The organism is Sinorhizobium fredii NGR234, assembly GCF_000018545.1.
Classification (GTDB): domain Bacteria; phylum Pseudomonadota; class Alphaproteobacteria; order Rhizobiales; family Rhizobiaceae; genus Sinorhizobium; species Sinorhizobium fredii_A.
Genome location: NC_012586.1, coordinates 705,404 through 730,970, shown reverse-complemented (window position 1 = coordinate 730,970; position 25,567 = coordinate 705,404). Strand labels below are relative to the sequence as shown.

General features: G+C 61.3%; 28 protein-coding genes and 1 pseudogene. 15 read left to right on the top strand and 14 right to left on the bottom strand.

Going from position 1 to position 25,567, the window contains the following annotated elements:
* Positions 1-36 precede the first annotated feature (36 nt).
* A complete protein-coding gene (locus tag NGR_RS03550) occupies positions 37-1,314 on the top strand; it encodes an MFS transporter (RefSeq protein ID WP_015886852.1) in 1,278 nt (425 codons plus the stop codon).
* Positions 1,315-1,594: 280 nt separating this feature from the next.
* Here the strand turns inward: NGR_RS03550 and NGR_RS33785 are convergent, their stop codons facing one another.
* From NGR_RS33785 to NGR_RS03535, 4 genes are all read right to left on the bottom strand, one after another.
* Positions 1,595-1,900: a hypothetical protein gene (locus NGR_RS33785; protein WP_432654018.1), complete on the bottom strand. Its 306-nt coding sequence runs from the start codon at positions 1,898-1,900 to the stop codon at positions 1,595-1,597.
* A gap of 101 nt (positions 1,901-2,001) precedes the next feature.
* The gene (locus NGR_RS03545) at positions 2,002-2,187 is read right to left on the bottom strand and encodes a hypothetical protein (protein ID WP_164923850.1); all 186 of its coding nucleotides are present in this window, start codon (positions 2,185-2,187) and stop codon (positions 2,002-2,004) included.
* 34 nt (positions 2,188-2,221) lie between these two features.
* A complete protein-coding gene (locus tag NGR_RS03540; protein WP_164923849.1) occupies positions 2,222-2,440 on the bottom strand; it encodes a hypothetical protein in 219 nt (72 codons plus the stop codon).
* Between the two features lie 29 nt (positions 2,441-2,469).
* Positions 2,470-2,820 carry a hypothetical protein gene (locus NGR_RS03535; protein ID WP_015886848.1) on the bottom strand — a complete coding sequence of 117 codons (351 nt, stop codon included), beginning with the start codon at positions 2,818-2,820 and terminating at the stop codon, positions 2,470-2,472.
* Between the two features lie 304 nt (positions 2,821-3,124).
* On the opposite strand from NGR_RS03535, the gene NGR_RS03530 reads away from it, so the two are divergent.
* On the top strand, positions 3,125-3,646 hold the full coding sequence (locus NGR_RS03530; RefSeq protein ID WP_015886847.1) for a hypothetical protein: 522 nt from the start codon (positions 3,125-3,127) through the stop codon (positions 3,644-3,646).
* 27 nt (positions 3,647-3,673) lie between these two features.
* Here the strand turns inward: NGR_RS03530 and NGR_RS03525 are convergent, their stop codons facing one another.
* Positions 3,674-4,237: a cytochrome c gene (locus tag NGR_RS03525; RefSeq protein WP_015886846.1), complete on the bottom strand. Its 564-nt coding sequence runs from the start codon at positions 4,235-4,237 to the stop codon at positions 3,674-3,676.
* 190 nt (positions 4,238-4,427) lie between these two features.
* On the opposite strand from NGR_RS03525, the gene NGR_RS03520 reads away from it, so the two are divergent.
* Positions 4,428-6,653 (top strand): copper-transporting P-type ATPase, encoded by a 2,226-nt coding sequence (locus tag NGR_RS03520; protein ID WP_164923848.1) that lies wholly within the window; start codon positions 4,428-4,430, stop codon positions 6,651-6,653.
* A gap of 9 nt (positions 6,654-6,662) precedes the next feature.
* Here NGR_RS03520 and NGR_RS03515 read toward each other — a convergent pair whose 3' ends face one another.
* The 4 genes and pseudogenes from NGR_RS03515 to NGR_RS03500 form a co-directional block, all read right to left on the bottom strand.
* Entirely contained in the window at positions 6,663-7,829 is a 1,167-nt protein-coding gene (locus NGR_RS03515) for an FAD-dependent monooxygenase (protein ID WP_015886844.1), read from the bottom strand.
* Positions 7,830-7,900: 71 nt separating this feature from the next.
* A pseudogene (locus NGR_RS03510) lies at positions 7,901-8,235 on the bottom strand (four-helix bundle copper-binding protein).
* 30 nt (positions 8,236-8,265) lie between these two features.
* Positions 8,266-8,688, bottom strand: a complete 423-nt coding sequence (locus NGR_RS03505) for a DUF305 domain-containing protein (RefSeq protein ID WP_015886842.1) — start codon at positions 8,686-8,688, stop codon at positions 8,266-8,268.
* Between the two features lie 447 nt (positions 8,689-9,135).
* Positions 9,136-9,588 (bottom strand): YqaA family protein, encoded by a 453-nt coding sequence (locus NGR_RS03500; protein ID WP_015886840.1) that lies wholly within the window; start codon positions 9,586-9,588, stop codon positions 9,136-9,138.
* 274 nt (positions 9,589-9,862) lie between these two features.
* On the opposite strand from NGR_RS03500, the gene NGR_RS03495 reads away from it, so the two are divergent.
* From NGR_RS03495 to NGR_RS03465, 7 genes are all read left to right on the top strand, one after another.
* Positions 9,863-10,243, top strand: a complete 381-nt coding sequence (locus tag NGR_RS03495; RefSeq protein WP_015886839.1) for a hypothetical protein — start codon at positions 9,863-9,865, stop codon at positions 10,241-10,243.
* A 94-nt stretch (positions 10,244-10,337) separates the two neighbouring features.
* Positions 10,338-10,565: a hypothetical protein gene (locus tag NGR_RS03490; RefSeq protein ID WP_015886838.1), complete on the top strand. Its 228-nt coding sequence runs from the start codon at positions 10,338-10,340 to the stop codon at positions 10,563-10,565.
* Positions 10,562-12,025 (top strand): TolC family protein, encoded by a 1,464-nt coding sequence (locus tag NGR_RS03485; RefSeq protein WP_015886837.1) that lies wholly within the window; start codon positions 10,562-10,564, stop codon positions 12,023-12,025. Before NGR_RS03490 ends, NGR_RS03485 begins: the two co-directional genes overlap by 4 nt.
* Before the next feature lie 14 nt (positions 12,026-12,039).
* Positions 12,040-13,389 (top strand): multicopper oxidase family protein, encoded by a 1,350-nt coding sequence (locus NGR_RS03480; RefSeq protein WP_015886836.1) that lies wholly within the window; start codon positions 12,040-12,042, stop codon positions 13,387-13,389.
* Between the two features lie 39 nt (positions 13,390-13,428).
* Complete coding sequence (locus tag NGR_RS03475; RefSeq protein WP_015886835.1) at positions 13,429-13,908, top strand: cupredoxin domain-containing protein; 480 nt, start codon at positions 13,429-13,431, stop codon at positions 13,906-13,908.
* Positions 13,909-13,927: 19 nt separating this feature from the next.
* Complete coding sequence (locus NGR_RS03470; protein ID WP_015886834.1) at positions 13,928-14,212, top strand: copper-binding protein; 285 nt, start codon at positions 13,928-13,930, stop codon at positions 14,210-14,212.
* 202 nt (positions 14,213-14,414) lie between these two features.
* Positions 14,415-15,770 carry an adenylate/guanylate cyclase domain-containing protein gene (locus tag NGR_RS03465; protein ID WP_015886833.1) on the top strand — a complete coding sequence of 452 codons (1,356 nt, stop codon included), beginning with the start codon at positions 14,415-14,417 and terminating at the stop codon, positions 15,768-15,770.
* Here NGR_RS03465 and NGR_RS03460 read toward each other — a convergent pair.
* Positions 15,686-16,054, bottom strand: coding sequence for a hypothetical protein (locus NGR_RS03460; RefSeq protein WP_164923845.1), 369 nt, complete (start codon positions 16,052-16,054; stop codon positions 15,686-15,688). The genes NGR_RS03465 and NGR_RS03460 overlap by 85 nt on opposite strands.
* Before the next feature lie 181 nt (positions 16,055-16,235).
* Between NGR_RS03460 and NGR_RS03455 the strand changes: the two genes are divergently transcribed.
* Entirely contained in the window at positions 16,236-16,952 is a 717-nt protein-coding gene (locus NGR_RS03455) for a L,D-transpeptidase (RefSeq protein ID WP_015886831.1), read from the top strand.
* Positions 16,953-17,063: 111 nt separating this feature from the next.
* Here NGR_RS03455 and petA read toward each other — a convergent pair whose 3' ends face one another.
* Entirely contained in the window at positions 17,064-17,582 is a 519-nt protein-coding gene (petA, locus tag NGR_RS03450; RefSeq protein WP_164924056.1) for a ubiquinol-cytochrome c reductase iron-sulfur subunit, read from the bottom strand.
* A 181-nt stretch (positions 17,583-17,763) separates the two neighbouring features.
* On the opposite strand from petA, the gene NGR_RS03445 reads away from it, so the two are divergent.
* Positions 17,764-18,258 carry a DUF305 domain-containing protein gene (locus tag NGR_RS03445; RefSeq protein ID WP_193377878.1) on the top strand — a complete coding sequence of 165 codons (495 nt, stop codon included), beginning with the start codon at positions 17,764-17,766 and terminating at the stop codon, positions 18,256-18,258.
* 656 nt (positions 18,259-18,914) lie between these two features.
* Here NGR_RS03445 and NGR_RS03440 read toward each other — a convergent pair.
* From NGR_RS03440 to alr, 3 genes are read right to left on the bottom strand one after another with little or no spacing between them, the layout of a single operon-like run.
* The gene (locus tag NGR_RS03440; protein ID WP_015886828.1) at positions 18,915-19,295 is read right to left on the bottom strand and encodes a RidA family protein; all 381 of its coding nucleotides are present in this window, start codon (positions 19,293-19,295) and stop codon (positions 18,915-18,917) included.
* A gap of 35 nt (positions 19,296-19,330) precedes the next feature.
* Positions 19,331-20,578, bottom strand: coding sequence for a D-amino acid dehydrogenase (locus NGR_RS03435; protein ID WP_015886827.1), 1,248 nt, complete (start codon positions 20,576-20,578; stop codon positions 19,331-19,333).
* A gap of 21 nt (positions 20,579-20,599) precedes the next feature.
* Positions 20,600-21,733 carry an alanine racemase gene (gene alr / locus NGR_RS03430; RefSeq protein ID WP_015886826.1) on the bottom strand — a complete coding sequence of 378 codons (1,134 nt, stop codon included), beginning with the start codon at positions 21,731-21,733 and terminating at the stop codon, positions 20,600-20,602.
* A gap of 124 nt (positions 21,734-21,857) precedes the next feature.
* On the opposite strand from alr, the gene NGR_RS03425 reads away from it, so the two are divergent.
* The 3 genes from NGR_RS03425 to NGR_RS03415 all read left to right on the top strand — a co-directional run bounded on the left by NGR_RS03425 (position 21,858) and on the right by NGR_RS03415 (position 25,479).
* On the top strand, positions 21,858-22,322 hold the full coding sequence (locus NGR_RS03425) for an Lrp/AsnC family transcriptional regulator (protein WP_164923844.1): 465 nt from the start codon (positions 21,858-21,860) through the stop codon (positions 22,320-22,322).
* Positions 22,323-23,005: 683 nt separating this feature from the next.
* A complete protein-coding gene (locus NGR_RS03420; RefSeq protein WP_164923843.1) occupies positions 23,006-24,064 on the top strand; it encodes a homoserine dehydrogenase in 1,059 nt (352 codons plus the stop codon).
* Positions 24,064-25,479, top strand: coding sequence for an aldehyde dehydrogenase family protein (locus NGR_RS03415; RefSeq protein WP_015886823.1), 1,416 nt, complete (start codon positions 24,064-24,066; stop codon positions 25,477-25,479). Before NGR_RS03420 ends, NGR_RS03415 begins: the two co-directional genes overlap by 1 nt.
* Positions 25,480-25,567 lie beyond the last annotated feature (88 nt).

The following is a 25,567-nucleotide window of genomic DNA, read 5'->3' as shown; positions in this document are numbered from 1 at the left end:
CCGCGCGTTTCAGTCCATGCGTCGGCAGGCGCAGCCATGCGCGTGAGTCACGTCGGAACCGCCGGATCCCAGAACCTGCAGGCGCGTCAGATGCTCAGTGTCCTCTCCAATCCGACCTTCCGTGCCTTCTACCTTGCACAGGTCGCCTCGCTCGTCGGATCGGGGCTGGCGACCGTCGCGCTCGGGCTCATGGCCTTCGAACTGGCCGGCAGTGCGGCCGGCGCTGTGCTCGGCACCGCGCTTGCCTTGAAGACGCTGACCACGGTCGGACTTTCTCCCTTCGTCACCGCCGGGCTTGAGCGGTTCTCCCGACGCAGCGTCCTGATCGGGCTCGAAATCGCCCGCGGGGCGGTGATGTTCCTCTTCCCATTCGTCACGGAAGTCTGGCAGGTCTACCTCCTGATCGTGCTGCTGCATTCGGTTTCCGCCGGTCTCGTGCCGAGCGTGCGGGCCACCATTCCCGACATCCTGCCCGACGAGAAGGATTACACCCGGGCCCTAGTACTCACCCAGCTCTCCTACGACATGGAGACGGTGGCGAGTCCCCTGCTCGCCCTCCTCCTGCTGAGCCTCGTCCCGCTCGACGGGCTTTTCATCGTTGCTGTCGCAGGGTTTTTGGTTTCGGCGGCCCTGATCGCGTCCGTGTCTCTCCCGGCGCAGAACCTTGCCGTCGGTCTCGGCGTGGGCGCGCGCGCAGTGAAAGGTCTTCGGATTTACGTCGGCACGCCGAGGTTGCGATGTCTTCTCGCTCTTACCTTCTGCGCGGCCACCGCCAGCGCCATGGTGCTCGTCAACACGGTTGTAATCGTCCAGTCGGAACTGGGCCTGGGGCCGAAAGCCACTGTCCTTGCAGTCGGTGTTTTCGGGGTTGGATCCATGTCAGCGGCCATGCTCATACCGAGGCTGCTCGACCGCTTTCCGGAACGTGTCGTAATGCTGGCGGGCGCGTGTCTCTGCTCGGGCGGCTTGGGCGCCGGTGCTGCGGTCACCGGCTATGCAACTATGCTGCTGCTCTGGTTGGTCCTTGGGTCGGGTTACGCACTGATCCTCACGCCGGCTGGCCGGTTAGTCGCGCGGGCGGCGGGAAGGTCGGACTGGTCCGTTCTCTTTGCCGCCCAGTTTGCCCTGACCCACGCTTGCTGGTTCGTTGCCTATCTGACGGCCGGGATGGCGGGGGCGGCTGTTGGCATCGCATTCACGTTCGCAATTCTCGCTGCCATGTCCGCGGCCGGGCTGTTCGTCGCCGCGCTAGTCTGGCCCGCCGATCATGCCGCCGTAGCGGCTATCGTCAGCGACGATCACCGCGAGCAATGAGGCGTCGTTTTGCACGCACTCTCGTTTCAAATGTTCGAAGTGAACGGGCTCACTCTTGAGGTGGAGGAAGGAGCGGCCGGATGCCCGCGCCGGCCGCATGATGCCTCCGGTCACACGTAGCATCATCCCGACCGAGTACTCTGCCATCTGACCACGGGGGCAGCCGCGATTGTGCGGGGGCTACCATGCCAGGTTTCGGTGAGGTCCCAGCGACGAAAAACGACCGATCCGCTCCAAACGCATTCCACTCGAGCGTGCGCCCGACGCTGGTGAATTCAGCCTAAAAAGACCGCGGCGGCACAAAGAGACATATCGCTCGAGAGCCAACCTTACCCGGTTGCATGCATAGATGAAACTCGCCATCCGGAGACGATTTCACTCGCGAATCGCGGTAACGTATGACCTCGCCTGTTTCCTCGACCACATATCCTTCCGGTCCTTCCGTGATGGCGGCACCATGGACCGGTTGGCAGTCCCGATCACTACAGCACTGATAGGGATAATACCATCCCGACGGGGAGCTATGCGCCGACGCCTCCCTTCCAATGCAGACGGCAACGACGAAGCCGAAGTGCAGAAACAGCATACGTGCAGGCGGTCTCGTGCTGCGCATGGCGAATCCTCTTGTTCACGGCCTCGGTAAACACGCCTAGCTCTACTCCGTTCGACGTCCCATCTGCTGAAAGCTTAGAAACTCGCGAACCGGGGGATGCCTTCGGCCGGCCCTCTCGACCTGGTCATAAGCAATGGCAGCAGCATCAACACCAGCGAAGATGGTGCGCCGCGCGCGCCAACATCGGCAAAGATTTTCGCGCACACCGGAAACTCGATTTTCGGCCAAGTCAGATCAAAGGAGACTTCCAAACGCACCATCTTGATATCCCCGACATGACCTGCCGGCACTGCGTCAGCGCGAGCGCCGGCGATATGGCCGCATCCTTGCGACGGCATGGTAAGCATCCGCTAGCGCGCCGCTGCCATCAGCCAGTCTGTCAGGGTCGTTCGCTTCGGTAGCCGCTTCCAATGCCCGCAACAGGTGTTCGGCCACAGCGAGCTCACGCAGGCGACACGCCCGTTCGAACAGCGCGAGGATGTCCTCCTCCAATTTGCGGCGAGGGTTCGTCATAAGTAGTCTCCACCCGATAATGCTACGGCTTACAACGGTGGCAAGGTCAAGCCAAATGAGGATCGAGACAGAGTTCCGCCGCCGGCGACAACAGGAAGCAGAAGAAGCGAGCCGTGCCCCCTGTAGGGAATGAAAAAACTGTGTGGCTTGGTTGCGAGGTGATGGTCGCCGGGGTTGAGGACAACCGAGAAACCTCGGCGGCCCTTGCTGACGCCCGAGCCGGGGATCGCATGACAGTCCCCTCCGACGTCGTTGCCCTTGCAGCAGGCCGGAGGATAGCTCCATCCACTGCTGGCCTGATGGGCGTCGCTCGCTACAACGAGGCCAATCGACATGACGGCTAAGCTGATCACCGACACGGAGAACGGTTTGAATGTCATTCGACCCCTCACGCGCTGCCTGGCCCAACCGATTCTACGCCAGACTCCGACAGTTGGGAGCTAATTTTAGTGATCACTCATGTAGAATTGCGCTATCGAGATAAGCAATGGCCACGAGGCGAGCAAAGATGGCAGATCAGTCCCCTTACCCTGGCATGCCACGTTGGGTGAAAATCTCCGGGGTCGTTGCCGCGATGCTCATATCGCTGGCGGTGATTGTCATCGCGTTTGACATCGGCGGTCCCCATGGGCCGGGCCGCCACATGTCTCCCGCAAGCGAAACGCCGCCCGCGAATGACCGCCCATGACAATGCCTGGTGCTCTCCGCAAGTTCACCCTCGTTCTTCATGTCATTTCATCGGTGAGTTCACTTGGTGCGGTGGCGTGCTTCCTAGCGCTCGGCGTAGTCGGGCTGGTCAGCACGGGAGCTGAGACGGCGCAAAGCCCGTATGCCGCGATGGACGCCATCGCACGCCTCGTCATCGTCCCGCTGGTCTTCGCGTCGCTCCTTACGGGCCTCGTGCAGGCGCTCGGCACCACTTGGGGCCTGTTCCGACACTATTGGGTGCTCGCGAAATTGCTGCTGACCCTGCTGACCGCGGTCGTGCTGCTGCTACAGTTGGATTTGATAAGCTACGTCGCGGGGGCGGCCGCGAAAGGCTTGGCGGAAGGCGATCTTCTCGGCATGAGGCGCTCGCTCGTAGTCCACGCCGCCGGCGGGATCGTCGTTTTGCTCATGACGACGGTGCTTTCGATCTACAAGCCGCGCGGTCTGACACGATACGGTTGGCGAAAGCAGCAGAGCCAACTCCGCGAGCGACCGTAGAGATACGGGTTAGCTTCAAGCCTCCGGCTATTCGTCCTTCATGCGAAACTTGGCGTGGCAAGAGGTGCAAGTCTGCAGCAGCATGTGAAACGCGTGTTCGGCGGGCATCGACGCGACGTCCCGTGCCGCCTGCGGTTTCTTCGCGAGCGGTCCGCCCATCATCGCATCGCCGCCCTGCATGCGCATCTGAGGGCTGAGAACATTCGGGTTGCGATCCGCCGCGGCTGAGAGCGCGGAAGCATAGATTAAAAGGTCGGCGGCGAGCTTGTCGAACTGCTCGCGCTCGGCTGCGATGCTCGCGCTGGCCTTGGAACCCGGCGCAATGACGGAACCGGTAAAGAGGGACGACAGGCCTTCCCCCGAATGAGACCCGATCGTTTCTGCGGCGGCCTTGAACGCCTTCGAGTCATAGGCCGACGATCCCTTGAACATGGCATTGATGGTCTTGGCGGCTGCCGCCATTGCCTTCATGCCCTGCTGTCTTTGCGCGACATTGTCCGACTGCAGCCCCTCTGCCGCCGTGACGGACAACGCTGCGCCTGCGTTCGCCAGCAGAATGAGACCGAACATCTTCACCGCCGTCGAGCCCATTCACAAACCTTCCTAACACGTCGACTGTTGACCAGGATCAAGGTAACCGTTTCGACCCTCGCCGCAATGTGAGCACAAAGGCCTGCAGCGAGATCGTCAGGGATATTGGCCATTTTGGGGCGTGGCATTGGCCCTGAGGCTTCCGGCTCTATCTTTGCTCCGAGCGGGTCCCGTCATGGAGCTGTTGACCATGGATGAACACAAACACCAGCCTGATGGGCACGAGCACCACCATCACCATCATTCCGCCACCGGGAATATCGCTGCAGAGTCCGCGCAGGCAGCGCGCACGAAAGAGCGTGAGGACGTCATCTACACCTGCCCGATGCACCCGCAGGTACGGCAGATCGGCCCCGGCAACTGCCCGATCTGCGGTATGGCCCTCGAACCCGAATTCGTGACAGCGGAAACAGGTCCAAGCCCGGAACTTGTCGACATGCAGCGGAGGTTCTGGATCGGACTGGCGCTCACCATCCCCGTTCTCATCCTGGAGATGGGGGGCCATTTTATTGATCTCCACATGCTGCTCAGTCCTCAGACCTCGAACTGGCTGCAACTGGTCTTCGCGACGCCGGTTGTGCTCTGGGCGGGCGCTCCCTTCTTCGAACGGGCCTGGCGGTCCCTCGTCACCAGACACCTGAACATGTTCACACTGATCGCCATGGGCACTGGTGCCGCCTGGGTCTACAGCGTGTTCGCAACGCTCGTTCCCGGTCTGTTTCCGGCAGCGCTCCGATCCGCCGACGCCTCCGTCCCGGTCTACTTCGAGGCGGCCGCCGTCATCACCGTGCTCGTCCTGCTCGGCCAGGTGCTTGAACTGCGTGCCCGCGAGCAGACTGGTGGTGCCATCCGCGCGCTGCTGGACCTTGCGCCGAAGACCGCTCGTCGCGTCCGCGGTGATGGCACCGACGAAGACGTACCGCTCGAGGCGGTCGCCGTCGGCGACCGACTGCGCGTTCGTCCGGGTGAGAAGGTTCCGGTCGACGGGAAGCTCGTCGAAGGCCGCAGTTCGGTCGATGAATCGATGATCACCGGGGAGCCGATGCCCCTGACCAAGGAGGTCGGCGCGAATCTGATTGGCGGTACTATGAACAAGACGGGCGGCTTCGTCATGGAAGCTGGAAAGGTCGGCCGCGACACCATGTTGTCGCAGATTGTCCGCATGGTCGCCGAGGCACAACGCTCGCGCGCCCCCATTCAGCGGCTCGCAGACGATGTCTCCGGCTGGTTCGTCCCCGCCGTCATTCTCATCGCCCTCATCGCCTTCGCAACCTGGATGTCGCTCGGACCGGAGCCGCGTTTTGCACATGCGCTTGTCAGCGCCGTCGCCGTTCTCATCATCGCCTGCCCCTGCGCTCTCGGCCTCGCCACTCCGATGTCGATCATGGTCGGCGTTGGACAGGGCGCGCGCCAGGGCGTGCTCATCAAGAACGCCGAGGCGCTTGAACGCTTCGAGAAGGTCGACACGCTCGTCGTCGACAAGACGGGCACCCTGACGGAGGGCAGGCCGAAGGTCACATCGATCGTGGCCGTCGACGGTCTCGCGGAAGACGAACTGCTGCGACTGGCCGCCACCCTTGAGCGGTCCAGCGAGCACCCGCTCGCAACAGCAATTGTCGAGGCTGCCAGTGAACGCGGCGTGGCGCTCGGCGCGGCGAAGGACTTCGACAGCCCCGTCGGCAAGGGCGTCACCGGCACGGTCGACGGCCGCAGGCTCGTTATCGGAAGCCACCGCATCATGACCGAGGAAGGAGTGGATCTGAGCCCGCTCGCCGACAAGGCGGAGACTCTTCGCGGCGAAGGCGCGACCGTAATCTTTGCCGCGGTCGATGGCCGCGTCGGCGGGATATTCGCGATCTCCGACCCGATCAAGAAGACAACGCCCGCCGCGGTAGAGACGCTGGTGAAGGACGGCATACGCGTCGTGATGCTCACCGGGGACAACAAGACGACCGCTAACGCCGTTGCACGGAAGCTCGGCATCACTGAGGTCGAGGCGGAAGTCCTGCCGGAGCACAAGAGCGAGATCGTCGCGCGCCTGCGGGGCGAAGGCCGCATCGTCGCCATGGCAGGCGACGGGGTGAACGACGCCCCTGCCCTCGCCGCCGCCGACGTCGGCATCGCCATGGGAACGGGAACCGACGTGGCGATCGAGAGCGCCGGCGTCACACTGCTGAAGGGCGATCTTCAGGGCATCGTGCGGGCGCGGCAGCTCAGCCACGCCACGATGAGGAACATCCGGCAGAACCTGTTCTTCGCCTTCATCTACAACGCCGCCGGCGTGCCGGTCGCCGCGGGCGTCCTCTACCCCGCCTTCGGACTCCTCCTGTCGCCGATTATCGCCGCCGCCGCGATGGCGCTCTCATCCGTCAGCGTGATCGGCAATTCGCTCAGGCTGAGGACTTCACAGCCATGAAACTGTGGTCTACGCGGCTGACCGGATGGGCTCGAAACCGATGTCGAGAACGGCATTGAGCTGCCGGTCCATGAAGCCATGGGGAATGCTGCTGATCAGCAAATTGCGGATCGGAACGACCAGCGGATTGCTCCATTGCGCCACCCGCGCATAAAGTCGGGACGCCTTCGCTATGCGGCGCGCACGATTGACCCGGCGCGCGTCGTATTCGCTTAAGGCTTTCTCAATGGGTAGGCCTCCGAGCAACGCTGGAAGAACTGCGGCATCCTCGATCGCCAGGCTGGCCCCCTGCCCGAGGTCCGGCGTCACCGCATGGGCAGCATCCCCTAGCAGCACGATCTTGCCCCGGGTGAACGAGGGCATCGGATCGAGATCGAGAATGTCGGTCCAGATCAGCGAGTCTGGTGGCGTGCAATCGAGCACCTCCGGGATCGGCTCATGGAAGTTCGCAAAGATGTCCTTAACACCCTCCAGATCGAGCTGGGCCAAGGCAGGATCATCTGTCCTCTCGGACCCGCAACAGGCAAACCAATACACTCGCTCGCCTGGCAATGCGGCGAGGCCGAGTCGATTGCCAGCACCCCAACTCTCGGTAAGGCGAACCGGATTCATGCCACCAGGCACGCCCGGCGAGATTGCCCGCCAGCACGTGTAGCGGGCAAAATGCTCACGCGCTTCCGGAAAGAGGGCCTTACGCACCGCAGAGTGAATGCCGTCGCAGGCGAGGACGAAATCAGCCTCGACTGCTTCGCCGTTTGCGAAATCCAGTACGATACGATCGTCGGCCTTGCGTGCGCCCACGCACTCCATGCCCGTCCGGATCATCCTCTCAGGGAGTTGCGAAAGAAGCGCTTTGTGAAGGTCGCCTCGATGAAGCACGGCCATCCCCAGATGTCCGTAACGGCTCCCGAAATCCTGGAAGTCGGTGGATTGCAGAACTCCCCCGCCCTGGTCCAGCAGCTCAAGCCGCTGAATCGGCTGCGCCGCGGCAGTGACCGCGTCATAAAGACCAAGCGTGCGAAGGGCCCGAAGCGCGTTGGCGCTTAGACTGAGCCCTGCTCCGAGCGGCTCGAGCGTCTCTGCCTGCTCGTAGATCTCTGCATCCCATCCAATGAGACGCAGTCCCTGCGCCGCCGTCAATCCGGCAATGCCCGCGCCGACGATCACTGTGCGCATGATGTGTCCTTTCTTCGTCCGGCAGCGCAACACCTTGCGCTGCCGGACGTTCCTGGCAGCGCGCCGTTGAACTAGGCCGCCATCTTGCGGCAGCTCTCGGCGCATCGGCGGCACGCATCGACGCAGCCCTGCATATCGCCGATCCGCTCGCGGTCCGCCGCGCACTCGGTGCAGATTTCGGCGCATTCACGGCAGACATGCTTGTGATGTTCCGAGCCGATCAACATGAAATGGGCCGCCGTCCGGCAGATCTCCGCGCAAGCCGAAATCAACCTGAGTGTTTGGGGCCGGTATGTTCGCCACCGGTCTCCAGGCAGTGTTGCATCGCCGTAGAGAGACATTCCTGATAGCAGGCCAGGCACTCGGCAGTGCAAGCTTTCATTTCCGGCGATTGATGATGATGCATGGCAAACCTCCTTTCGAGAGACTGAAGGGCTCACTTGGCGTGTTGCTTCACCCACTCGGTCATCTCTTCGATTTCCTTCTTCTGCGCCGCGATAATTTTCTCGGCCATCGACTTCGCCTGCTGGTCGCCGCCATACTTCAACTCGACCTCCGACATGTTGATCGCGGCCGTGTGGTGGGCGATCATGCCGCAGACGAACGCTACGTCCGGATTCTTCGCCATCATGCCCTGCATCATGGCGGGTTCCGTCTCCCGCATTCCTTCCATCATTGCCTTCTGGTGTTCGGCCATCTGGCCCATGTCGGCATCCGGCATCTGCATCATGCCGCTCGCAGACATCTTGGCTTTGCAGGCTTCCGGCATTGTCATCTGGGCCAACGCCGCGGTCGCAGCAGTAAGACTGATGGCCGCCACGCCCGCAGCCACGACCGCGGTCCTGAGAATTCTGTTCATTTCATTCTCCTGTCATCTCACGATTGAACTTGCTTGTGTAATCTGGTCAGGAGAACCGAGGTTTGGGGGGAGGATAGAGCGCCCGTATGAGCAGGAACGGCTGCGCTCCGGCAAGAAGCGTCGGCCAGGTTCGCGAAATCCCGTGCATGGATTCGGACGGCGGCACCTGCAGGATCGGGCAGCAGTGAAGTTTTGGGCAACAGGGTCCGGGGTGGATCGCCTTCTGGGAGCCGTCGTGATCTGACGCGGCTATTGATGGGCACTGATGGTCCGCCTGGAAATATGCCGCCGCCGCAAAGCCATGGAGGTTCACCAAAGCGAAGCATAGGACGGCGAACCGGATGAACCGGGATATTGTTCTGAGGACGGGCATCGGGCCGGATTCCCTTTCGTCGGCCAAACCCGCCTTGTCGACGAAAGTTCCCGTATGGGCTGTGCGGAACCGGATCAGAAGCCGATCGCCGCCTTCGTTCCGAGTGTTGCGGCCGCCAGCACAAGATAGCGTCCCGTCTTCGCGACCGTCACCAGAATGAGAAAGGACCACAGCGGCTCCCGCAGCACTCCGGCAAGCACGGTCAAGGCGTCCCCGAACAGCGGCATCCAGGAAAGAAGCAGCGACCACCGACCATAGCGCCTATACCAGCCGCTCGCCCTTTCCAAGGCGGAGGGCTTGACCGGGAACCAAGGCCTGTCGTGGAAGCGGTCGATGAAAAGCCCGACAATCCAGTTGCAAACAGCGCCGAGGACATTTCCGAAGCTCGCAACGGCGACAAGCCCGAGGGTTGAGAACTCTCCGGACAGAAGAAGGCCGACCAGCAGCGGTTCGGACTGGAACGGCAGCAGGGTTGCCGCACCGAAGGCGACGGTGAACAATCCGAGGTAGGCGCTCAATGCCAGCATCCGGTCACGTCCAAGTTTGACGATGTCATCAGCTTTGCCAGGAGGAGAACCACCAATCTATCGCCACACACTGCTGCTGCCACCAGCGGCAGCAGCAGTTCACAGTGTTGTTTGATTTTTTTTCCAATTGACCTTACCACTGTTGTAAGCCCTAGAACTCGAACCGGGCTGCAGGTTGGGTTTGCCGCTGTAGCCGTGCCACACTATCGACGCGAATCGCGTGTTGATACGAGCTGACAATTGACAACTTCGGGACCGATGGTAGTCCTCGGGCATGGGTATGGTTCGAATCACATTGCAAAGGATGTTGGTTCTGCTCCGGTTGGCGATGGTCATGTCGCTGACGGTGTACTCATTGCCGACCGCCACTGCTGCCATGCACGACGCTTGGTCCACTCCGGAAATTTCGCAGTCCGAGGGCCATCATCATGAGCTGGCGAGCGGCGGACATACACACGGTGACCAGAAATCCTCCCCAGACGATGCGCAGAAGCTCGCGAAGACCGAGTGCTGCAAGGGATTCTGCGCCAGCATGGCGATTGTCGCGGAAACCGACCCTGTTGGTGGACCGCGGGTAGCCTCCATCCGCGAGTTCATCGACGACGCCCGGACCACAGGCGAGCTTCCGCCTCTGCACCGACCCCCGAACATCTGAATAGGATCTCACCCGTTCTTCTCACGGGTCTAGGGAGTGTTCGCGAGCAGTTTCGCTCTCGAGCGCCGCTGCAATTTCCTATTCGGATAAAACCATGAAACCATTGTTCTTCGTGGCCGCCCTGCCGCTATTTGCCAGCGGATGCGCCGCCACATTGCCTCCCGATGTCATTGCTACGGGCGACCTCGCCGCCTCCCAGACCGAGGTCCGCCCAATCAGATATACGAGTCCGGTTTCGGGCTACACCCACCGCGTACCGGTCGATCCCCAGCCATGGCGCAACCAGAACGGCGCGCAGACTCCGGAAGGAGGCGCGTCATGATGAGAGCCACTGTCAAACTGGCTGCGGCCTTCGCCCTACCGCTTGTGCTCGGCGGCTGCGTGTCCGCCAGCGAATATGCAGCGAAGAACGCTGGCTTCTCGTCGGTCGAGGCCAAGACCTCCGAGGCCGCAGGCAAGCAGACGGTCTGGATCCAGAACCAACAGCAGGCACGTGTCGTCTCCGACCGGGTGAAGACGCTGATGGCGAAGAAGACCATCGACGTCGAGACCGCCGTTCAGGTGGCGCTGTTGAACAACAAGGGTCTGCAGGCGGCCTACGCGGACCTCGGCGACTCGGCCGCCGAGGCCTGGCAGTCCACCATGCTCGTCAATCCGACCGTCTCTGTCGGGTTTACGGGCATCGGCACGCCGGGGCTCGAAGCGTTCAAGACCGTCGAAGGCATGATCGCCAACAACATCCTGGCGCTCGCCACGCGAGACCGGAACATCGCCATCGCCGATACCGAATTCCGAAAGGCGCAGTTGAATGCCGCGCTTCGCACGCTGCAGCTTGCCTCGGATACCCGCCGTGCCTGGATCAATGCGGTGGCTGCCTGGGAAACGGTGGCCCAGCTCAATCAGGCGCAGGCGGCGGCGGATGCGGCCTCGGAACTTGCACAGGAACTCGGCAAGAGCGGCGCGCTGACGAAAGAAGGTCAGGCCCGCGAGCATGTGTTCTATGCCGAGCTGGCGGGACAGACGGCAAAGGCGCGGCTGGAGGCGAGGCTCGCCAAGGAAGAACTGACGCGGCTGATGGGGCTCTGGGGTTCGGGCATTAACTATCAGGTTCCGAACCGTCTGCCGCAGTTGCCTACGGGAATAATGAAGCGTGACCTGATCGAGGCGGAAGCGTTGCAGCGCCGCGTCGACCTGCAGATGGCGAAGCTCGATCTCGAGGCGACGGCCAAATCCTACAAGCTCACCGAAGCGACCCGTTACGTGACGGACCTCGAACTCCTGGCGGGATTCGAGACCGAGAGGGAACTTGAAGACGGGGACATCAAGAGCGAAACAACGGGGCAAGGCGAGGTCGAATTCGTCATCCCGATCTTCGACAGCGGCAGGGCACGCATGCGCAAGGCCGAGCTCGCCTACATGCGGTCGGCCAACCTGCTTGCCGAAAAGGCCGTCAATGTGCGGTCGGAAGCACGCTCGGCATACCAGGCTTATCGCGCCAACTACGACATCGCCCGGCATTACCGCAACAGCGTCGTGCCGCTGCGCACCAAGATCGAGGAGGAATCCCTCCTCACCTACAACGCGATGATCACCAACACCTTCGAACTGCTCGCCGATAGCCGCGAGAAGGTCAATTCGATCCTGCTTGCCGTCAACGCCAAGCGCGACTTCTGGCTGGCCGAGGCCAATCTCGCCCCCGCGATCTACGGCGGTGGCGCGGGATCGACCTCCGGCGGGACGGAAGTCGCGGCCGCCGCCGAAAGCGGCGGTGGCGGCCATTGAGAAAGGAACAGACGATGTTCAACAGAAGACAGTTGCTCGGCGCGAGCGCCGCATTGGTGTCGACCGCCGCCTGGGCGAAGACTTCCAACATGGGTCTGCCGGAGGCCGCCGTGATGGAGAAGGCGGAGACGCAGCCGCCGGTAAAGCCGACGTCCGGTCCGGACTACAACCCTGTTGTTACCCTCAACGGCTGGACACTGCCCTACCGGATGAACAACGGCGTCAAGGAATTCCACCTCGTCGCCGAACCGGTCGAGCGGGAAATGGCGGAGGGCATGACCGCCTATCTCTGGGGCTATAACGGCCAGTCGCCGGGTCCGACCATCGAAGCGGTCGAAGGCGACCGGGTGCGCATCTTCGTCACGAACAAGCTGCCGGAGCACACGACGATCCACTGGCACGGCATGATCCTTCCCTCCGGCATGGACGGCGTCGGCGGCCTGACGCAGCCGCACATCCCGGTCGGCAAGACCTTCGTCTACGAGTTCGATCTCGTGAAGTCCGGCACCTTCATGTACCACCCGCATTCCGACGAGATGGTGCAGATGGCCATGGGAATGATGGGCTTCTTCGTCGTCCATCCGAAGGACCCGAAGTTCATGTCGGTCGACCGCGATTTCGTCTTCCTGCTCAACGCCTACGACATCGACCCCGGCTCCTACGTGCCGAAGGTCATGGAGATGACCGACTTCAACATGTGGTGCTGGAACAGCCGGGTGTTCCCGGACATCAGCCCGCTCGTCGTGTCCAAGAACGACCGGGTGCGGGTCCGGGTCGGCAATCTCACGATGACCAACCACCCGATCCACATGCACGGCTACGACTTCGAGGTCACCTGCACCGACGGCGGCTGGGTGCGGCCGGAGGCGCGCTGGCCGGAGGTCAGCATCGACATTCCGGTCGGAGCGATGCGGGCCTATGAGTTCGACGCCAAATACGCCGGCGACTGGGCGATCCACTGCCATAAGTCGCACCACACCATGAACGCCATGGGACATGACATCCCGACCTTCATCGGCGTCGACAAGACGAAGGTCGCCGAGAAGATCAAGAAGATCCGCCCGGAATACATGCCGATGGGCACCAAGGGCATGGCCGACATGGGCGAGATGGAGATGGAGATCCCCGAAAACACCATCCCGATGATGACCGGCTGGGGTCCGCACGGCCCGATCGAGATGGGCGGCATGTTCTCGGTCGTCAAGGTGCGCGAAGGCATCTCGGCCGGCGATTACGCCGATCCCGGCTGGTACGAAAACCCACCCGGTACCCAGGCCTGGGAGTGGACGGGCGAAGTTCCCGACGCGACCAAGTCCAAAGACGCCAAGACCCAGATCACGCCGAAACACTCAAGCCACGGCTGATCCCGCATGCCGATGTTCAACAAACCTAAGGACCACACAATGAAAGCTCAAACCTTTGGACTTCTCATCGCCGCGCTCGCCACTCCGGCGCTCGCCACCGGCAATCACGCAGGCGGGCATGGCGAAGCCATGGCCGTCGGCGAACCCGGCAAGAAAGCCGACGCCACCCAGACGATCCGCGTCACCATGAAGGAGACGGAAGACGGCAAGATGATCTTCACGCCATCGACGTTCAAGGTCCGCAAGGGCCAGACCGTCCGCTTCGCGATCAAGAACGCCGGCGAACTCGACCACGAGTTCGTGCTCGATCAGGAAGACAAGATCATGGAGCACAAGGCGGTGATGGAGAAGTTCCCGGAGATGGAGCACGACGACCCGAACGCCATCCGCCTCGCTGCCGGCGAATCCGGTGAGATCATCTGGAAGTTCACCAACGACGGCACGTTCAAGATCGCCTGCCTCGTGCCGGGCCACTACGACGCAGGCATGCACGGCGACGTCACCGTTGCCAAGAAGTGATCATCGAAAGGAGTCCAATATGAAAAGCCTCGTCAAGCTCACGCTCGCCGCTACGCTTGCCCTCGGAACTGCCTACGGCGCGCTGGCGCAGGAGTTCACCAAGGGCACCGTCAAGAAGGTCGACGCCAAAGCCAAAAAGGTCACGCTGATCCACGAGGAACTGAAGAGCCTCGAAATGCCGGCGATGACGATGGTGTTCCGCGTCCAGGACGAGGCGCTGATGGAGAAGCTGAAGGAAGGCGCGAATATCGAGTTCGTCGCCGAGCGCGTCGGCGGCAAGCTGACCGTCACGCAGGTCAAGTAATCCAGATCAGGACGCGGCCCTACCCGGCCGCGTCCTTTGCCGCGCGCGTTCACGACGTATAGAGCGGCTCCTGCATAATTCCTCAGATCGAATACGATCTGAGGAATTATGCAGTAATCCAAAGTGCAGCAGCGGCCCATCCGCGTCTGATAGGCGCGGAGTGCTGTTTGTTCTCAATCCCTGCTATTGCAAGTCGAAAGACATGAGGTCTACACTCCACCCCCACTGGGATTCCGCGCGCGAAATGCGCTCGATCCTTCTGCGCTTTGTCGCCTTCGTGATTCTTCTCGCCAACCTGTTGCTCGGCGGCAACGAGGGAGCCGAAGGCATGCATTCAATTGTCGTCCTCAGCTATCTCGTCATCAGCATCGCCTCGGTCGCAACCGCGCCCCACCTGCCTGACCGCTCCTGGCTCAAGACACTCTTTGTCGTCCTCGATGCGTTGCTGGTAGCGCTGCTTCTCTACGCCCATATTCTTGCAGGCCCCGTCACCGAAAATCACAACCTGACGACGACGAGCCTGGTGGTGGCGTTCATCCTGCTCAACCATGTGGGCCTCAAGCTGGACCGTCGGCTCGTGCTGGTCTTCTCCGGCATCGTCCTCGTCTCCTGGGTGGCGATGCTGGCGATCACCGCCGTCAGACATCACACCGCTGACGTGGCATCGTTGCTCGCGGCGTTCTTCAACCAGGATCTGGGCCTGACCGTCAGTTTCGCCTTTACCGCCTTTGCCATCTACCTGCTCGCGCGGGATCACGACCGGACGCGCAAGGAGGCGCTGAAAGCGGACCGGCGGCGTCTCAATCTCTCACACTTCTTCTCGCCGCTGGTGGTGGCGGAGCTTCAGGACGGAGGCGTCGGTCTCGGTCTCGAGCGCCGGAACGCCGCAATCATGTTCGTCGACCTGCGCGACTTCACGAGCTTTGCCGAGACCGCGCCCGCTCCGGAGCTTGCCTTCGTGCTGGCGGAATATCGCCAGCTCGTCTCCCAGACGATCTTCGACCATGGCGGAACCGTCGACAAGTTTATCGGCGACGGCGTCATGGCGGTGTTCGGGCAGCCCAAACCGACCGCCCACGATGCGGATCGGGCGCTCGCATGCGCTCTCGATCTCGTCGATGCACTGAACGACTGGAAAAACAACAACCTCCTGAAGGGCTATCCCGCCCTCGATGTCGCAATTGGGCTGCACTACGGCACGGTGGTCGGCGGCGTTCTCGACAGCGGCTGCCACAGCGAGTTCACGGTCATCGGTGACGCGGTGAACGTCGCTCAGCGCCTTGAAATTCTGGCGAAATCCCTCGACGCTTCGCTTGTGATCTCTTCCGACCTGGTCGCGCGGCTGCGAATGCCGGTCGCGGACGCCACATGGATGTCCTTGAAATCAGCCGCCCTGCCAGGTCGGCGGCTTCCCATAGATGTCTGGTATCTGCTCGGAGCGATGGATTCCCGAGCCGTGGAGCATGTGCCGGCTTACGAAACGGGCGTCTCACAGACCGCTCGCCAGAGATCCGTCTTCCAGTCTTCTCCACCTGCGCCGGACGCAGGTACCGTATAGTCGACGCCCCTGACCGACACCATGGCCGGATCGCCGCACTTTACCAGTGCCCGATGCTTTCCGGGATCGCTGTAGACCGCCCCGCTACGGGAGTCGGTCTGCCAAAGCGATATGATGACGTCGTAGTCGTATCCGGGGCGTTCGGTCATCATGTTGCTGACGAGCCCGAGGCTGACGACTGTGGCGTCGTCGAACTGCGCCGTATGGAAAACAACGGGCTCCTCGGCTGCCGCGTTCGGAGCGGCGAGCATCACAGCCGCTAGTGCGGATGCAAGGTGACGCATTCCCACCTCCCATGGTTCATGCGCTGATCAGATTGTATCATGACGAGGCCCCGCCTGCGATCACCATTTCCGCGATCCCACGGGAACCGATGCCGCCGCTCCCCGTTCAAAATTCACGGATCAACATCTAAGCGTACTCGTTCTCGTCCGCGGCTGCGGGAGATCGAGACAGGTGAGAAAGATGGATGGATACGAGGTCTGCCGCCGCTCGTTCTTGAAACTCGCTGCCATGATGGCGGCCCTGGGCTGGACTGGCCGCACCGCCGCCGTAAGCGCCCCAAAGAACGAGGGCCGCACGCCGCCTGCTTCAGGCACAGGCTCAATCCTGGCGCAGATGTACGGGGAAAGGCCGACAGAACCCTACCCAGTGCCGGCGGTTCCCTACCAAAAGATCGACCCCCGGTTTCACCGACAGGTCGTGGCAGACCCGACGGGCGACCCGCCCGGAACTCTTGTAGTCGACGTCGGCAACCACTTCCTCTACCTCGTGCAGGTGAAGGGTCAGGCTTTGCGGTACGGCGTCGCTCTGGGCCGCGCCGGCTTCGAGTGGTCAGGTCGTGGTGTCGTGCAGTACAAGCGCAAGTGGCCCCGCTGGATACCAGCGGATGAGATGCTCGAGCGGGAGCCGAAGCTTAAGAAATACAGTCTGGAGCGCGGCGGAATGGAGCCCGGTCCAGACAATCCGCTCGGAGCCCGCGCTCTCTACATTTTCCAGAATGGCGAGGACACGCTCTACCGCGTTCACGGTTCGCCGGAATGGTGGACCATTGGCCAGCATGTCTCGTCCGGTTGCGTCCGGATGATCAACCAGGATGTCATCGATCTCTATGACCGAGTTGCGGACGGAACCCCGATCCTTGTCACGGACCTGTCGAACAACAGGCCTGACCGATCCTAGAAACGTGCCCACACCAAATTCCCCAGCGGGGCCGGAGGAGGAGGGCGCTTCACGATTGAAGAAGATGCGACATATAGCGGCGCGTTGCGAGTGCTCCACCTGGTGCGCGGCTTATCCGATGCGAACGACGGCTTCCGAGACGAATTCGAAGCGGGGAATCGCGAGGTTCTCCGGTGCGGGTCCCTTCCGGATACGCCCGGCGGTGTCATAATGCGATCCGTGGCAAGGGCAGAGCCAGCCCCCGAAGTCACCGGCCTGTCCGAGAGGTACGCAGCCGAGGTGCGTGCACACTCCAATCATCACGATCCAGTTCTCCCTCCCCTCCCCCGCAGAGCGTGCGAGATCGGTCGCAGGCTGGGTCCGGTTGCGAATGAAAACAGGCCGGCCCCGCCATTGGACGGTCAGCGACACACCTTCCACCAGGGACGATACGTCCACCTCGATGGAGGCCATTGCGAGCGTGGACGCGTCAGGACGCATCTGGTCAATGAACGGCCAAGAGGCGGCTGCGACACCCATCACCCCGGCCATGGCTGTCACCAGATAGAGAAATTCACGTTTGGTAGGTTCGGCTGTTTCGTCATCGCAAGAAACGCTGCCCTTTTCTGGATAGCACTCTTCACGATGCAGGCGGTTCGCGGTTGAGCAATATCCAGCAAACAAATTCTATCCCGTATGGATGGGCAGGGAAAGGAGGGCACCTTCGCTGGTTATTGGCGGAAAGGTTGTGATGGAACGAACGACGATCTTGTCGGTTCCGCACCCTAAAATCGAATGGCGAATGGTTGAGCGTAGGAAGATGGAGGTCGTCATGGTAACGCACGGCAAACCAACGGAGCAGCATGGCACGATTGGGCACCATTATCTGATGTTCGCCGTCAACGTGATCCTCAGCGTTGTCGTCATGTACTTCGTAATGTTTTCGATGATCGACGGATGGGGTGATTTCCGCAACAACCTGAATACGTTCTACATGGCGCTAACCATGGTGGCTCCGATGGGGATCATTATGCTCGCGACGATGGCGGGCATGTACAAGAACAGGCGGCTAAACGTCCTCCTTTACATCGGATTGCTCGCGCTCTTCTGCGCTGCTTTCGCGGGTACCCGTATCCAATCGGGAATCGGCGACCGGCAGTTCATTGCTTCGATGGTCCCGCATCACTCTGGGGCGATCCTAATGTGTCGCGAGGCCCGTCTTGAGGACGAAGAACTTAAGGATCTTTGCAGAAACATCTCGCAAGGACAGCGGCAAGAAATCGAGCAGATGAATGCCATTCGCGCGAGGTTGGATCGAGGGCAGTAAGTCACGGTATCGCCGATAGTATTCGGATGAGAAACGACTGTGTCAGGGTGCCATATAGCGGCACAGGCTCCGCTGAGACCCTATAGTCACCGTACCCCCCGCTCCCTACCTCCCTTAAAGGCGGTACGTCGGTACAATGCCAAGCATCGGCGACGAGGCAGAGGCGCGAGGAAATCGGCATTATTCGTGTGAGCCTAACCGCCAGCGTGCTTGTTGCATGCGGTGTCGGACGGGGTTTGATTGGCAGCTAAGTCCTGCAAAGCCGCTGTATGGTTTCCTCACGTTGGACTTCTGCTCACCACCCAGTGCGGCCACCCTCCGGGAACCAGAAAGATCGACCCGTTGCTGAACTTCAACATGCGATGGTCCAATGCCTGCTGACGTAACCAAAAGCGGTCCTCGGTCAAGAACCGACGCCCGAGCATCGCGGTGGTTCGCGTGGCGCATGCGGGTCCGCAACTATCCGGCTCTTTAACTCGCTTAAGTATTCACCAGAGTCATGAAATGCGGCGTTTCGTTTATCGGCTGCCGGCTTTCCATGGGCGGCCAATTCTCGCGTCCCATCATGAGTGGGGAAAATCGCGTTGAGCCGGACAGCTGCGTGGCGGCCACCCGTCGGTGGTCGGGGCGGCGCGAGACTGCCGGCTTGGCGGCACTTATCCCAGCGCGATCACCGCCTCGATTTCAACTTGTGCCCCTTTTGGCAGCGCGCTGACCTCATAGCACGCGCGGGCAGGGAATGGCTTCTGGAAGAATGTCGCATATACGCTGTTGATGTCGGCGAAACGGGAAAGGTCCGTCAGCAACACGGTCGTCTTGACGGTCCTCTCGATTCCCGATCCCCCCGCTTCGGCGATCGCGGCGATGTTTCTCAAACACTGCGTCGCCTGCTCGACGGGATCGTTCGAAACGAGCTCTCCGGTTGCGGGATCGATCGGGAGTTGCCCCGAGACGAAAAGCAGATTGCCCCCTTTAATCGCCTGCGAGAACGGGCCGATCGCGCCCGGTGCCTCAGTTGTTGTTACCGCCTCGATCATTGCTGGCTCCAAGTTGTTTCTGGGTGAGTGATTGATCAGTAGCGGCTGATCGCGAGATCGGCCGCGTCGATTTCCGGCTTTCGCCCGCTGACCAGATCGCTGATCAGTCGCGCCGAGCCACAGCTCATCGTCCATCCCAGCGTCCCGTGGCCCGTGTTGAGGAAAAGGCCGGCAACCTTTGTCGGCCCGATCACCGGGGTCCCGTCCGGGGTCATCGGCCGCAGCCCCGACCAGAATGATGCCTTTTGCAAATCCCCGCCGGGAAACAGGTCGGTTACCGAATGGTCGAGCGTGCGACGCCGCGCGTGGCCGAGGTCATTGGTGTAGCCGGATATTTCCGCCATGCCGCCGACGCGGATCCGATCGCCCAGCCTGGTGATCGCAATCTTGTAGGTCTCGTCCATTACCGTCGACTCCGGTGCGCGCGATGCGTCGGTGATCGGGATCGTCAGGGAATAGCCCTTGACGGGATAGACCGCCAGCTTGATGCCGAGGGGCTTGAGGAGCAGCGGCGAATAGCTGCCGAGTGCGACGACGACGGCGTCCGCGCTCATCCGTTCGCGGTCAGTCAGCACGCCACGCACGCGGCCACTCTCGACGTCCAGTCCCGCGATTTGCCTGCCGTAGACAAAGCGAACGCCAAGCGCCGCGGCCTTGGCGGCAAGTGCGTTGGTGAACTTGAAGCAGTCACCCGTCTCGTCCTTCGGCGTCAGCAGCCCGCCGACGATTTTGTCGCGGACATGCTTCAGCGCGGGCTCGACCCGGATGCAGCCGTCGCGATCGAGCACCTTGTACGGCACACCGTCGGCGGCGAGCGCCTTGACGTCCTTGGCCGAAGCGTCGAGCTGCTGCTGCGTCCTGAAGAGCTGCAGGGTGCCTTGCATGCGCTCGTCATAGGCAATGCCGGTCTCCGCCCGCACCTCCGCCAGAGACGTCCGACTGTAGCCCGCGAGACGCAGCATTCGGCTCTTGTTGATCGCGTAGCGTTCAGCGGTGCAGTTTCTCAGCATCTGGAACATCCATGTGAGCATGGCGCGATCGAGCTTCGGGCGCAGGATCAGCGGCGCGTGCTCCATGAACAGCCATTTCAGCGCCTTCATCGGGATGCCCGGTGCGGCCCATGGCGAGCAGTAACCGAAAGAGACCTCCCCTGCATTGGCGAAGCTGGTTTCCAGAGCCGGCCCCCGTTGGCGGTCGATGACTGTGACCTCGTGTCCTGCCTTGGCAAGCCGGTACGCGCTGGTCACGCCGATGACGCCGGCGCCGAGAACGATGACTTTCATGCTTTCCTCGATGATGTTTGCTCAGCGATACCGACGTTCGTAACGCCGGCCGAGGCTGGTCAGGATTTCGTAGGAGATCGTGCCGGCGGCTTCGGCGACATCCTCAAGCGTCTGATGGGGACCGAGAACCTCGACGAGACTGCCCAGGGAAAGCGTGCCCTCGGGCAAGGCGGTGATATCCACCGTGATGCTGTCCATCGAGACGCGGCCAACGATTGGCAGGCGAACGCCATCGTAGAAAACGGCGCCGCAATCACTGAGACTGCGGGGAAGACCGTCGGCGTAACCTGCAGCGATTGTAGCGAGCCTGGTCTTAGCGGAGGTCACGTGCGCACCGCCGTATCCGACACGCGTTCCGGCAGGGACCGTCCTTGTTTGGATGACAGCGACCTCGAGCCGAACGACGGGCTCCATGGGGTTGTATCTGCCGGCAGTGGGGGCGCCGCCGTAGAGGGCGATACCGGGACGAGCCAGCACGCCGTGATAGTCCCCGCCCAAAAAGACGCCGCCCGAATTGGCAAAGCAGACATCGAGCCCTGCGAACTCGGCGGCGATAACGCGCATCTCGGCGAGCTGATCGGCATTCTGCTTTTTGTCGGCCTCGTCGGCGCAGGCGACATGACTCATGATGAAGAGGATTTCGAGGTTCCCGCAGCCCTTGAGTTCGGCGGCGAGCGCGGTTCTTTCCTGTGGAGGTACGCCGAGACGCGACATGCCAGTGTCGAACTGCAGAACGGCAGGAAAAACGCGTCCGAGCTTCTCAGCGGTGAAGGACCACCGCCGGAACTGCTCGAGAGAGTTGAGAACCGGAACGACGTCGGCATTGGTGCAAGTGATCTCTGCTCCCGGCTGCAGCCCATTGAGCACGAATATGTGCGTGTCGTTCGGCAGAAGCGGTCTGAGTTTCAGCGCCTCAGGGAGATGTGCAACAAAGAAGTGCCGGCAGCCCTGCGCATGAAGCGCTTTGGAGACCTGCTCGGCGCCAAGCCCATACGCGTCGGCCTTGACCACAGCGGCGGCCGATGCGGGGGCGACCGCGGCTGAAAGCTTGCGGTAGTTTCGCTGTAAGGCGGCGAGATCAATGGTCAGGTGGCCTGAAGAGCCCGTAACAGCGTCTGCATCCCAACTTTGAATATGCGAAGCATGACAGTTCATGTGCAACCCTTTCGTTGCACCGGAACATATTGAAACTTTCGTTGAATATCCCTCCTACTTATAATCGATGGTTTCGATGTATGATCATTCGTCGAATAAACTGCGAACAAATGGAAGATTATGCATGGCCGCCATTGATGCGATCGACCGCAATATCCTGCGTCTGCTGAGGCTGAATGCTCGGTTGAGCAATGCGCGCCTTGCGGAGGAAGTTGGCCTCTCACCTTCGGCTTGTCTGCGTCGCATACGATTGCTCGAGGAAGCCGGCGTCATCCGCGGCTACACGGCCCTGGTGGACAGCGGGAGTTCTGAGGACACGATTGCGGTGATCATCAACATCACGCTCGAGCGGCAGACCGAGGAACACCTCGACCGTTTTGAAGCTGCCGTACGCAAGCACCCGGAAATCCGCGAGTGCTTTCTGATGACCGGCGGCTCGGACTATCTGCTTAGGGTGGAAGTGGGGGGCGCGGGCGAGTTCGAGAAGATCCATAAGGAGATTCTCTCGACACTGCCCGGCGTCCTGAGAATTCATTCAAGCTTCTCAATTCGTAACGTCTTGGCCACCCGGATCAAGGGGCAACGGTGAAGTCGAGTCAATCGAGCCGACGTGTACCGGCGCCGCTGCACCATTGATCGTCCCGAATTTGGCCTGAAAAAAGCACGGCTGCCGTCGGGACCTGTGCGACGGCAGCCAAATTTTGCCCTGGGGAGGAAGGGCGACGCGGTGGACACGGCGAATAAAAGAGGCTTCGTGGTCCCCACCATCGATCTATATCCTAACAGCGAAGCGGCGGATGGGCTGCCGCATTCCGAAGCTCGCAAGCATGTTCATCCGTTAATTGACAGCGATACAGCTAAATTAGCTTACGCTTTTCTTGTAGGCTCCTAAGTATCCACGTCACGGCACCTCGGAGTGGGGCGGGTGGAAAGAGCCGGTATGTCCTCGCTCTGCCTTATATCCTTGCCATCGAGTGTGATCTGGCGGGACAGCGGCCGCCTAAGCCCGGCGAGCAGCCGCAACAATCCGCATGGACGGGCTGACATTTCATCCGAATCGCCCTCGGATTTCTTCTCGAACCGCCTGACCCGGGTTCCAGCTGCCCGCACGTGGGATGTTGGACGACGGTTGCCGTCGGCTCAACCCGGGTCACCGGCCACGACGGCGGTGGAATGAGCAAAACGCTCGGTAGATTGGTCTGTTTGTGCCGTTCCGACTGAGCGATCCGCATCTCATCATTGCGGAGCAGAATGCTTCACCGGAGGATCCACATGACAACCTACAACATTGCACTTATCGGGTTTGGTGGCGTCAATCGCGCTTTGGCCGAGCTCATCGCGACGAAGAACCCGCTGTGGGAACGAGACCTCGGCTTTCGCCTGAACATCGTAGCTGTCAGCGACCTCTATCTCGGGTCCGTTATTTCGCCCAACGGGCTTGATGCCAAGACCCTCGTTGAAGCGAACTTCGCGAAAGGCGGGTTTGGCCAGCTCTCTGGAGGCAGTGCGGAAGCAGACAACGAAACAATCATCAAGACGGCGCCTGCTGACCTCATCGTGGAAGCGACATTTACAAACCCGAAGGACGGCGAGCCGGCTGTTTCGCACTGCCGCTGGGCCCTCCAATCCGGCAAGCATGTCGTCACCACGAACAAAGGGCCGGTCGCGATCGCTGCCCAGGAACTGAAGGCCGTTGCGCACGCGAACGGCGTTCATTTCGAATATGAGGGCTCCGTCATGAGCGGTACCCCTGTCATCCGCATGGCGGAAAGGACGCTTGCGGGCGCGGAGGTGAAGGGTTTCGAGGGGATCTTGAACGGGACTTCGAACTTCGTCCTCGGCCGTATGGAAGGAGGCCTTGACTTCGCCACTGCAGTCAAGGAAGCGCAGATACTCGGCTATGCGGAAGCCGATCCGACCGCCGATGTCGAAGGTTTTGACGTTCGCCTCAAGGTGGTGATCCTGGCAAACGAGCTGCTGGGGGCAAGCCTCAAGCCCGAAGAGGTCACGTGCAAGGGGATCTCCAAGCTTTCTCCGTCCGATATCGAAAACGCGGCAGCAGCAAATAGCCGTTGGAAGTTGGTCGGATCGGCGGTTCGGAATGAAGACGGGACGGTAACAGGCAGTGTTTCTCCGAAGCAACTTCCCTTCGAGCATCCACTCGCTGGTGTAAACGGCGCGACCAATGCCGTGTCGCTTAACACCGAACTACTCGGCTCTGTCACCATCACCGGCCCTGGCGCCGGCCGAATTGAGACCGCTTATGCGCTGCTCTCCGACATTATCGCCATCCACAATGCCCAGGCCACTGCTAAGAGGGAGGCCGCCTGATGCAGAGCCTCGCCTTCAGCAAGAAGACATCCGTGGACGAGATCATTATCAGCAATCCCTTCGACGGCAGCTTTGTCGGAACAGTCTCTGAGACCAATTCCGACAGTGTGTACCTGCTGCTTCAGCGCGCCAATCGGGGTGCGCAGATCGCGCGGTTCCTGCCCCGTCATAAGCGCTCCGCAATCCTGGAAAAGTCGGCAGCGACCGTTGAAGCCCGCAAGGAAGAATTTGCACTCCTTATCGTGCGGGAGGCGGGGAAGACAATCACCCAGGCCCGCAAAGAAGCTACGCGGTGCGTCAATACTTTGAAGCTCTCGGCGGACGAAGCCAAGCGGAATGCTGGCGAGGTGATCCCCTTCGATTCCTATGGCGGCTCGGAATCCCGTCAAGGCTGGTACACACGGGAGCCGCTCGGCATCATCACTGCAATCACACCTTACAATGACCCGCTCAATCTCGTGGCCCACAAGCTCGGCCCGGCTATCGCCGGCGGCAATGCGATACTCCTGAAGCCGTCGGAGCTTACGCCTCTCTCGGCCATCAAGCTGGTGGAAGTGCTGCTCGAAAGCGGGTTGCCGGAGGAAGTCATCACGGTAGCTGTCGGCGGGGCGGATCTGGGCAAAGCCCTCGTCTCGGCCAAGGACGTCCGGATGGTCTCCTTCACGGGTGGTTTTTCCACCGGCGAGGCCATCGCAAAGAGTGCCGGCATCAAGAAGCTCGCGATGGATCTCGGCGGAAATGCACCGGTTATCGTCATGGAAGACAGCGATTTTGACGCGGCGGTTCAAGGGTGCGTGTCGGGTGCCTACTGGGCGGCGGGCCAGAACTGCATCGGCACGCAGCGGATTCTGGTCCAGCGACCGATCTATGAACGGTTCAAAGCAGAGTTCGTGGCTCAGACTGCAAAGCTCAAGACCGGCAATCCGTTGGAAGCAGACACTGACGTGGGGCCGATGATTTCCGAAAAGGCGGTCAGCCGAGCTGCTGCCATGGTCGAGCGCGCAATCGCCGCTGGCGCCACTCTCCTTTGCGGGCATAGGCCCTCCGGCAATCTTTACCCTCCAACAGTGCTGGAGAACGTGCCAGCAACGTGCGACCTGTGGAATGAGGAGGTCTTTGCACCGATTGCCATCCTGCAGACGTTCGATGAACTGGAGGAGGCAATCCGGTTGGCAAACAGCCCGGAATACAGCCTCCACGCTGGTATCTTCACCAACGATCTGGAGGAGGCTCTCGATGCCGCCAATCAAATCGACGCCGGGGGTGTCATGATCAATGACTCGTCCGACTATCGGTTCGACGCGATGCCCTTTGGCGGCTTCAAATACGGCAGCATGGGACGTGAAGGCGTTCGGTTTGCCTACGAAGACATGACCCAGCCGAAGGTCGTCTGCATCAATCGGCTGAAGCGGTAGCAGGCGCCGCTTCCTTCAGGTCAGCTCATCAATGCGTCTAGGTGAGCCCACGTGCTCAAAAGGCAATCACTGATGCAATGCACACGCC